This window comes from Mesorhizobium sp. M7D.F.Ca.US.004.03.1.1, assembly GCF_003998635.1.
GTDB lineage: Bacteria > Pseudomonadota > Alphaproteobacteria > Rhizobiales > Rhizobiaceae > Mesorhizobium > Mesorhizobium loti.
On the sequence record NZ_RZQG01000165.1, the window covers coordinates 1 to 9,137 of the forward strand.

The window sequence follows — 9,137 nt, forward strand, 5'->3', positions numbered from 1 at the left end:
GCCTTCGCCCCAGCTGACGACGCCGACCTGGACCGGGCCTTCGGCACCGGTCATGAACAGTGGGCCGCCGCTGTCGCCGTTGCAGGCATCTCGCACGCCGCTGGTGGTGCCAGCGCAGATCATGTTGCCAGTCAGCGGGTCGGTCATGTCGGCTGCGATCGCATTGGCGGCCGCTTCGATGCCTTTTTCCGAATAGCGCATACGGCGGGACAGATCACCAAGTGCGGCCTTCAGATCATGCGCATAGATGGCCTTGATGCCGCTGTTGCAGGCGGTGTTCGGCTGGAGATCAAGGTCGGCAACCATCAGCGTGGTTGGAAAGGTGCCATCCTGCATCTTGCCCCAGCCGGTGACCGTCGTCTTGCCGGTGTCGGGCGTTGCGTCATGGGTGACCTTGATGGTCGGCGCATCGGCCGGCTCGGCAAGTCGGAGCAGGCCGAGATCATTGTCGAGCGTCTGCTCGCTGTAGCCTTCATTGACGATGACCTCCACCACCTTGTGGCGCTTGCCCTCGCTGAGCTCGGTGGCGCCGGTCAGCACGGTGACGGAGTCTGGTGAAATCGGCTGGCCATTGTCGTTGAGGCAGTGTGCTGCCGTCAGCACCCATTGCGGGGCGATCAGGCTGCCGCCGCAGAATTGGGCATTGGCCTGCGAGGCCGGGTTCTCGTCCAGCCTGTCGGTGGTGAGCAGCGCGACCTGGAACGGATAGGCACCCTTTTCGGCCTGGTTGCCGCCATAGACGCGATCGGCGCCGCCGGGATTCTCCGCCGCGGCCTTCGCCCTGGCTTCCGTCACGCGTTTCATTGGCGAGACCGCTGCCTCCGGTCGGGCGGCGCCTTCGTCCGCCTGGGCAGTGTTGGCGGCCACAAGGGCCGCAGCGATGCCGAGCAAAGACGCGGCGGCGATCGGCCTGAACCGATGGATGATGTGCACCTGAAATCCTCCTGGGACATGTTCTCGAACGAGCCAGCCCTGGCGCATGATCAACGAAACAGTCGCCGGCAAGCAGGCGTTGCTTCGCGGATCGCGTTCCCTTGCGGAACCCACTCAAAACCCTATAGCCCCCCACGGGCTACGTGGAAGCGATTTGTCATTCCAATGTTGTATTAATTTAGGCAATATATCCGCGCGGGTGTCTTTGGCGGGGGCCTTCGACAGACCGCATGGGGTGATGATCAGGTTCAGGCGCCGGTAACCAAATTCATTTTTCGACTTCACCACGATCTCGACAATATTTCTGTATTTTGATCCAGTCCTTGCTGACTTTTGGGAGAGTCTCACCATGACAAAACTGACAAACGCACTCATTGCGTCCGCATTGCTTTCCACCGCAATGTGGGCCGTCCCGGTTTTCGCCGCCGATCCTGGCTCCGCCAGTGCCGGCAATGGCGAAAGCATGCGGGACGCGACTTCAGGCGATTACAAGCCCGGGCGGGCAAAGCCAATCGCACCACCGCAGCTGACTGACGAAGACAATCGCGCCGCGCCGATTACCGACGAGGCAGCGGCTGTCAAATCCTATGGCATCGTCGGACGGTCCGCCGATGGCAAGGAAATCAAGATCGAGCCGAGCGAAGCGCTGCGGGACCTCATCATCAAGGAACTGAACGCGCCGGCCAATGGAACCGAAGGTGGTCCGCGCAAGACAGAAGATCCTGACCTTGGTGAAGGCGAAGCCGGCCGCCAGGTTTTCGGCGCCGACGATCGCGAGCAGGTCAAGAATACCGAGACTTATCCGTTCTCGGCAATCGGCTATCTCGAAGCCAAATCGCCGAAGACGGGCAGCTACGGCAGCTGCTCGGCAACACTGATCGGCCCGCGCACGGTGCTGACCGCAGCGCACTGCCTCTACAGCCATGAGGACAAGGACTGGCTCTCCGAATATCTGTTCGTGCCTGGCCTCAACGGCAGCACTGCCGATGACGCACCGTTCGGCGCCTTCACCTTTGAAAGCGCCTATGTGCTGCAAGGCTTCATCGACAACTACCAGGGCTATTATGGCTCGGTGATCCCGTGGGATCTGGGCATCATCACGCTGAAGCAGGATGTCGGCACCAACCTCGGCTGGCTGGGCTATGCCAACTATGACGATCTCGGCGACTTCACCGCCAACCTCGTCGGCTATCCCGGCGACAAGCCGATGGGCACGATGTGGAAGGCAAGCTGCGAAGTGCATGCCGAGAACATCGCCCCGGAATATTTCCAGTACGACTGCGACACGTTCCCGGGGTCGAGCGGCAGCTCGGTCTACGCCTATGACAACAACTCCAAGCAGCGCATCATCACCGGCGTCAACGTGGCGGAAAGCCCCGACGCGAACACCGCCGTGCGCCTGAATGCTGCCAACATCCAGTGGATCAACAGCCTGTATAAATAGTCGCCGCGCATTCGCGGCGGAGACAAAGGCGGCGGAGCAATCCCGCCGCCTTTTTTCGTGCCGATGCTTCCTGCGCTGCTTCTCTTGCACGAGGCCGGCTCGCCGACTACGCTTGAGGGGCCAAGGGGTTGGCATCCAAAGGGGTTTTTGGGATGGCGCGGGCAAAAGCAGTGTTCGGGATCGCGGCCGCATCGATGCTGGTCGCGTTGGTGCTTTCGCCGGCCTTTGCCGATCCCATACCCGCCCCTGCCAGCGGTGCCTGGGCGGAACGGGTGCAGATCCTCTACCAGGCAGACACGCGCTCGGTGCTGCGCCGGACCGTGCGGGTGTGGGACTTCCACCCGGAAAAGAACCTCGACTTCGTCTGGGAGCCGGCGGCGGGCCAGTCGCCTGACCGGACGATTGCCGAAGACGGCACCATCAATGGCAAGGGCAGGCTGGTGTGGCGAGTGCGCGGCTCGGCGAGCTATGATCCCAAAACCATCTATTCCAGCTATTTCGGTGACATCAGGAGTGGCCGGCCCGACGGGCAAGGCCGGCTCGAGCTGCGCTCCGGCGAGGTTTTCGACGGGCATTGGCTTGCCGGGAAACTCAACGGAAAAGGCGCCCATGTCGATGCCGACGGCAATCGCTATGAAGGACAGTTCGTCGCCGGCGTGCCGAATGGCGAGGGGCGGTTGTTGTCAAGGACCGGAGAGATTTTTGTCGGCTCATTCGTCGACGGCTTGAAGAACGGCAAGGGCCGCACACGGCTGGCCGGCGGCACGGTCTACGACTCGCAATGGGCAAGGGGCAAGGAGGTTGGCGGCTCGCGTCCCGACATGCTGGCCGATGCCAGGGTCGGCGGGCTCATCAAGGCGCAGACCGGTGGCGGCGATGCCGACAAGGTCGAGATCGGCGTGGCGGTCGACCAGCGCATGACCCAGCAATCCGACATGCAGTACCAGCATCTGGTGCGTGACGAAGACATCGCGATCTATCCGCAGTCCGACCAGTACAACGACAGCTGGAGCGGCACCGGCCAGGTCGCCACCGGCAATGTCTATGAAGGCTCGGATTGGGGGGATGCGCCGGCCTTTGCCGAAGTCGATCTCAAGACCACTGACCAGTCCAAGGTCAAGCTCGACAGCTTGGAGATGAAGGTCGCCGCCAGCGATGCGTATCGCAAGCCGATGCTGTCGATATCGGAGCATTTCGGCTGCGTCGGCTTCCGGCCGGATTTCTCCATCATCAACAACGGCTGGGGTGACGCCAAGGACATGAAGATGTCTATCCAGTTCACCGCGGTTGACGACGAGGGCAATCCGACCGGCAAGCCAAGCCGCATGTACAGCAAGGACATCGGCAGTTTCGGCGACGGTGTCGACGTGTCGGTCAAGAGCGTGCTCACCGAGGCCGGCGTCGACACGGCCGGCCTGGAGACGGGGCGTTTTCCCTGTCCCTCGGTGGACAGTCTCAATGTCTGCCGCAGCCAGTTGACCAATAAGGTTAAGTTCGGCGAGGTCGCCGATTATCTCGGCAATATGCAACAGGCGATGACGCTGAATGCGATCGGCAAGTTCGACTATTCCTGGTCGGATGACGAAGGTCATGTCTACCAGCAGAGTGAACCGTTCCGCGCCTCCATTACCGTGGCGGTCTTCGAGACGCCGGAATCGATGGCCGAATGCGGCGACGGCGGCGGCGGCACGCCGGAAGCGATGCGCTACCAGAACATCGAGTTTCCGATCGGCAAGCATGACTACACCATCCCCATGCCGGTGCGCGGCAACAAGAAGATCAGCGCCTATACGGCGCGGCTGAAGATGTGGTCGTCAATGTCGTCGATCCACCGCTTCAGCATTGCCGCGCATTTTGCCGATGGCAGCGTGCGCGAGAGCAAGCCGGTCACCTTCTTCTATTTCCGGCCGAAGCAGTCGCTGTTCGAGACCAAGACCGAGCCGGCAGCCTGCTATTTGCCGCGCGATATGGTCGGTTGCGGCTAGGCTATTTCCTGCCCATCTCAAAATAGTTGGGCAGCGGAATGAGCCTGGTGAAGATCGTGCCCTGGGCGAAGACGCGCAGTTCCAGCATCGATCCGGACGACCGTTCGGCGCTCTGGTCGAACAGAAAATTGCCGAGCGAATAGAGCTCCGCCACGTCGCCGCCGGCCAGCGGGACGATCGCCTCGCTCGACACATGTGGGTGACTGCCAACGATGGCTGAAGCACCGCGCAGCCGCATCTGGTCGGCAAGCATGTCTTCACGTTCCGACGGTCCGGTCTTGTACTCGCGGCCCCAATGGACGAAGGCAACCACCGGCCGCCCGGCATCTTCGTGCAGTAGCCGGTCGAGCAGGGCAGGGGTGATAAGGTCGGTGTTCTTGGAGCCGTTGGTGTCGATGTCGGTCAGGCCGACAAGATCGAGATCGGCGAGCGCTAGCGTCTCGCCCTGGCCGAAGTGAGGAATGCCGGCTTCATCCAGCGCGCGCAGCGTCTCCGCATAGCCTGACGATCCAAGATCATAGGCGTGATTGTTGGCGAGCCCGACGCCGGCGACATGCAGCCGCTTCAGCATGTCGACAGCTAGGCCTTGCGGCATCGCCAGCGTCATGTCGTCGATCGCTTCCGGCACGTTGGGCAAGATGACGCCTTCGAGGTTGACGATCAGCGGCCGCGATCCGGTCAGGGCCAGAACGCTGTCGACGATCCGGTCGGCAACGCCGTCGCGGACCAGGATCTTTTTCATGGCACGGCCGAAATTCACATCGCCGGCGAGGTAGTAGATCCTGTCCTTTGGCCGTGCCGGATTGTTGAAGCCGGGGCCGAAGGTGCCGAACAGCGCCACCACATAGCTGGTGGTCCGCTCGACATAGTCCGACGTATGTTCCTGCGAATTCTCGTTGGCGACGACCAGCGGCTGGGCGCCGAACAGCTCGCGCTGCAGCCTGGTCTGGATGTAGAGCGCGCCGGCGGAATCGGCATGATCGGGCTGGCGAAGTGCTGCTATGCCGTCGAGCGAACCGGCGGCCAGCATGTTCAGTGACTGCTGGTCGAAGCGCCTGGAGTCATGCTGCGGCAGATAGTGCGAGAAGTCGGTGGATTCGACGATCAGTGTGTCCTTGTCGACAATCGGCTTCAAAGCCTCGGCCAGCCTGTCCCAGTCGCCGCGGCGCGCCTTGACCGACATTGCCACCGGCACGATTTTCGCCTCGGGGAAATAGTGATGCAGGAAGGGCAGCATGGCGCGCACGCCATGCTCCTTGTCGAACAGGCAGGACTCTTCGACCATGTCGCTGTTCGTCTCAAGCCGCCGCACGGCGTCGGTGTCGGCCGCCACCGGGCCAAGCACGGTATCGAAGCTGCGCAATGAGGTGGCGTAGAGTTTGTGCGTCTTGTGGAAATGGTCCGGCGACAGGATGACGATGCGCTTGTAGCGGAAGCCGGACGCCGCCCGGAAACCGAGCGCCACCAGATCGGCGGCCAGAAGATGGTGCGGCACGGTGATGCCGGTCAACCGCTGGTTGGATGGCTCGACATCGGCGACGCTGGCGATGGCATCCTTGAACAAAGTGGCGTCGTCGTAGAAGGGCGGAAAGTTATCGGTGCCCAGTGGGCAGACGACAGGCGCGGCGTGTGCCGCGCCGCTGACAATCAACGAAAAGGCGATAGTCGTCAGCAGGCGGGCAATCATGGCTCGGCGAGCACAATATTCTCTACGCCGCCGACATAGTAGAACGGCTTTTGCTTCGACGACGTCAGCCGCACCACTTCGCGCGAAATATAGTCGGCAAGGCCGAACAGCGTGACGCCGCCGTCCGAAGTCCTGGCCTTGCCGCGCAAGCCTTCAAGGATCGAATAGGTGAAGACGCCGTGGCCGAGTTCCGGCAGTTCGGCGGCAGTGTTGTTGGCGGCGGTCGCCGAAAACACCACGATGCGTGCGTCCTGCGCGTCTTTTTCCAGGCGTGGATTGAATGCGTTGGCGGCATGGCAGGTGTCGAGCAGCATAAAGCGCATGCCTTTTGCCCGCTCGACCGACTTCTGGATGTCCGACCAATGGACAAGCGACGAACGCTTCCAGCGCTCGGCATCCTGTTTGCGGCCGTCGGTCGGGATGAAATAATAGTCCTCGTCGATGTTGATGCCGTGGCCGGCAACGAAGATGATGGTGGTGTCGTGCTCGCCCGGCCGGTCGAGGAAATCGGCGAGCTGGTCGTCGATCGTGTCGGAGTCGGGCTCCATGATGTTGTCGGCACTGGCGACGGCGTAGGTCTGCTTGGCCTTGTCGGGGCTCTCGTCGAGCGCCTCGCGGTTGACCAGAACCAGCGTTTCCATCGACGAGAACAGCGGCGCCGATTTCTGCGAGATCACCTTGAGGAACTCGGTGGCGTCATCGACGGGGTAGCGCAGGTCGCAGGCGCGGCCCGAACAGGCATCGGTCAGGAACGGATATTTGTCGACGCCGATGACCGCGACATAGAGCTTGCCCTTGGCCTCGGCCTTCTCGGTCTTTCTCGCCAGTGCCGTCACGCTGCGTTCGGTCAGATAGCCAAATTCGTTGGTGCCGGTGATGCGGATGGTGTTCTCGCCGTTCTCGACCGGTATCTCGACAATGGTGCTGTTGCCATCCACCGAGCGGGCGGTGACGTCGCCGACATTGCGGCTGTTCGACAGGATCGAGAAGCCGGCGACATCCGTTCCAGCTTCCCTGGTGCCTGATATTTCGACGGCGACATAACCGTCGCGGACCTTGCTCTGGTCGTCGGCGAGGCGGATGGCGAACTCCGGCGGCTTGCGCTGCAGCAGCTTCTGCAACTCGTTGTCGACGCCCGGCCGCATCTCCTTGATCGCCTGTTTGGCGCTGCGCAGGATGATTGCCCGGCGCACCATTTCCGGGCTCCAGAGGTATTTCTTCAACTGGCCCGCGCGGATGAAGCGGCCTTCATGGTCGCGGCCCTGGTTGACCTGCCAGCCGATCAGCTTGTCGCCCTCGTCGGAAGAATAATAGTAGCCCTGCGGCATCCAGACGATCCATTGCGAGCCGGCAAAGAACATCGACACGATCAGCTCATGCGTCTTCAGGTTCCACAGCCTGAGCGTCTGGTCGGCGCTGCCGGTGACGAGCAGGCCAGCCTTCTCCGAAGCGACCATGGCGTTGATCTCGCCGGTATGGCCGGTGAACTCGCCCGACACTTTCGCAGTCGCGGTTCTGTATTCGATCAACGTGCCGTCATTGCCGCCGGTGATCAGGCCAAGGCCATTGTCGATCAGCGTGTAGGCTGAATGGTCAAAGCCGTTGGTGGCGTCGTTCTCGATGCCGCGCACCATTTTGCCGCCATTGACGATCTCCAGCACGGCATTTTCCAGCGCGTCCTTACCGCCCGCCGTGACGCGCAGCGACCACTGGCCGTCGGCCAGCGTGGCACGCGCAAATGAGGCTGGCTCCGTCAACGGCTGCGGATCCTCGAAGAACCGTTCGGTGGTCGGCAGCGCCAGTGTGTTGTCCAGCACGCCCTGCTGTTCGGGGCAGGCCACGCGATCGGGACAAGGGTTGGCGTTGCCCCAGGCGATGACGTCGTTCGCCGCATCGATGCCGACCGCGGTCACCGGTTCGCCCATTCCCTGCAACAAGGCCTTACGCTCACCGGTCGCGGGGTCCCAGACCTGGATGGCGTTGCGCGTGCCGCCAGCCGTCGCCACCAGCGAGCCATCGGCATTGGCGGCGCTGGCATAGACCGTGCCGTCATGGCCGGTGTAGTCGAGCACCTTCTCGCCGGTGTCGGTGTTCCAGACGATGGAACGGTGCTTGTCGGCACAGCGATAGCCACAGGAGGCGACCAACCGCGACCCCTTGGCAAAGGTCAGCGAGCCGATGAGGAAATCCTGCGTCGGCATGGCGCGCACCAGCGTGCCGTCAGCAGCCCGCGAGAGCTGTACCAGCCCATCCTTACTACCGGTGGCAAACAGGCTGCCGTCCTGCGAAACGGCCAGCGCCATCACGCTGATGTCCCGCAACGGCTCGACTTCGTCAGGCAGTGCGATCTCTTCGCCCTTCACGACGTCCCAGAGCCGGATGCCGTTGTCGGTGGTGGTCGCTGCCAGCCGGGTTCCCGCGGCGGCGAAAGCGAGCTTGTCGATGTGCCAGGAATCGGCGTCGAGCTTCTTGTCCAGCGTCCAGCCGCTCGCGGATTTCTCGTCTGGTCGCCAGAGATAGACGACGCCGTCGGCGCCACCGGCAGCCAGCGTCTTGCCATCGGGAGAAAAAGCGAGATCGTAGGTCGCGTAGTCGGCGGCCCTGAGCACCGCCTTCATCTTGCCTGTGGCGAAGTCGAACAATCTGATGTCGCCATAGGGCGGCTTGTCACCAAGGCTGGCGCCGAAATAGCCGCCGGCGGCGATCGTTTTGCCGTCGGGCGAGATCGCGACCGCGAAGATCTTGCCGTCGCTGCCATTGCCGAGATAGCCGCGAATGGTGCGTAGAGTCACTCCGCTCTGCCAGTCCCAGACACGGATGGTCTTGTCATTGGATGCCGAGACGATGTCCTCGCCATCAGGCGTAAAGGCGAGGTCGGTGACCTGCGCACTGTGCCCACCGGTGTCGAGATCGAGGTGGAAATCCGGTGCGTCCTCTGCACGGGCCGCCGAGCTCGCAATCAAAGCCCCGGCCATGGCCAGCCAGCGACAGGTGCGCATCAGGCGGAGGCCGGGTTTTCTCATCGCTATTTGGCTTCGGCCGTGGGCGGCCCATTGCGCACATAGACCTCGATTGCCGAGGCGAAAGT

The 9,137-nt window shown here is 62.5% G+C and carries 5 protein-coding genes; 2 read left to right on the top strand and 3 right to left on the bottom strand.

The window, feature by feature from the left end; translation table 11 throughout:
• A partial coding sequence (locus EN935_RS12350) for a trypsin-like serine protease (RefSeq protein WP_127373346.1) occupies positions 1-933 on the bottom strand: 933 nt, incomplete at its 3' end.
• A 349-nt stretch (positions 934-1,282) separates the two neighbouring features.
• Here EN935_RS12350 and EN935_RS12355 point away from each other — a divergent pair.
• Both EN935_RS12355 and EN935_RS12360 read left to right on the top strand, forming a co-directional pair.
• Positions 1,283-2,377 (top strand): serine protease, encoded by a 1,095-nt coding sequence (locus EN935_RS12355; RefSeq protein WP_127264568.1) that lies wholly within the window; start codon positions 1,283-1,285, stop codon positions 2,375-2,377.
• A 170-nt stretch (positions 2,378-2,547) separates the two neighbouring features.
• Positions 2,548-4,362, top strand: coding sequence for a hypothetical protein (locus EN935_RS12360; RefSeq protein WP_245468915.1), 1,815 nt, complete (start codon positions 2,548-2,550; stop codon positions 4,360-4,362).
• 1 nt (position 4,363) lies between these two features.
• Here EN935_RS12360 and amrB read toward each other — a convergent pair whose 3' ends face one another.
• Positions 4,364-6,049, bottom strand: coding sequence for an AmmeMemoRadiSam system protein B (gene amrB / locus EN935_RS12365; RefSeq protein ID WP_127264566.1), 1,686 nt, complete (start codon positions 6,047-6,049; stop codon positions 4,364-4,366).
• Positions 6,046-9,072, bottom strand: a complete 3,027-nt coding sequence (locus EN935_RS12370; RefSeq protein WP_245468914.1) for a caspase family protein — start codon at positions 9,070-9,072, stop codon at positions 6,046-6,048. The genes amrB and EN935_RS12370 overlap by 4 nt, the downstream gene beginning before the upstream one ends.
• Positions 9,073-9,137 lie beyond the last annotated feature (65 nt).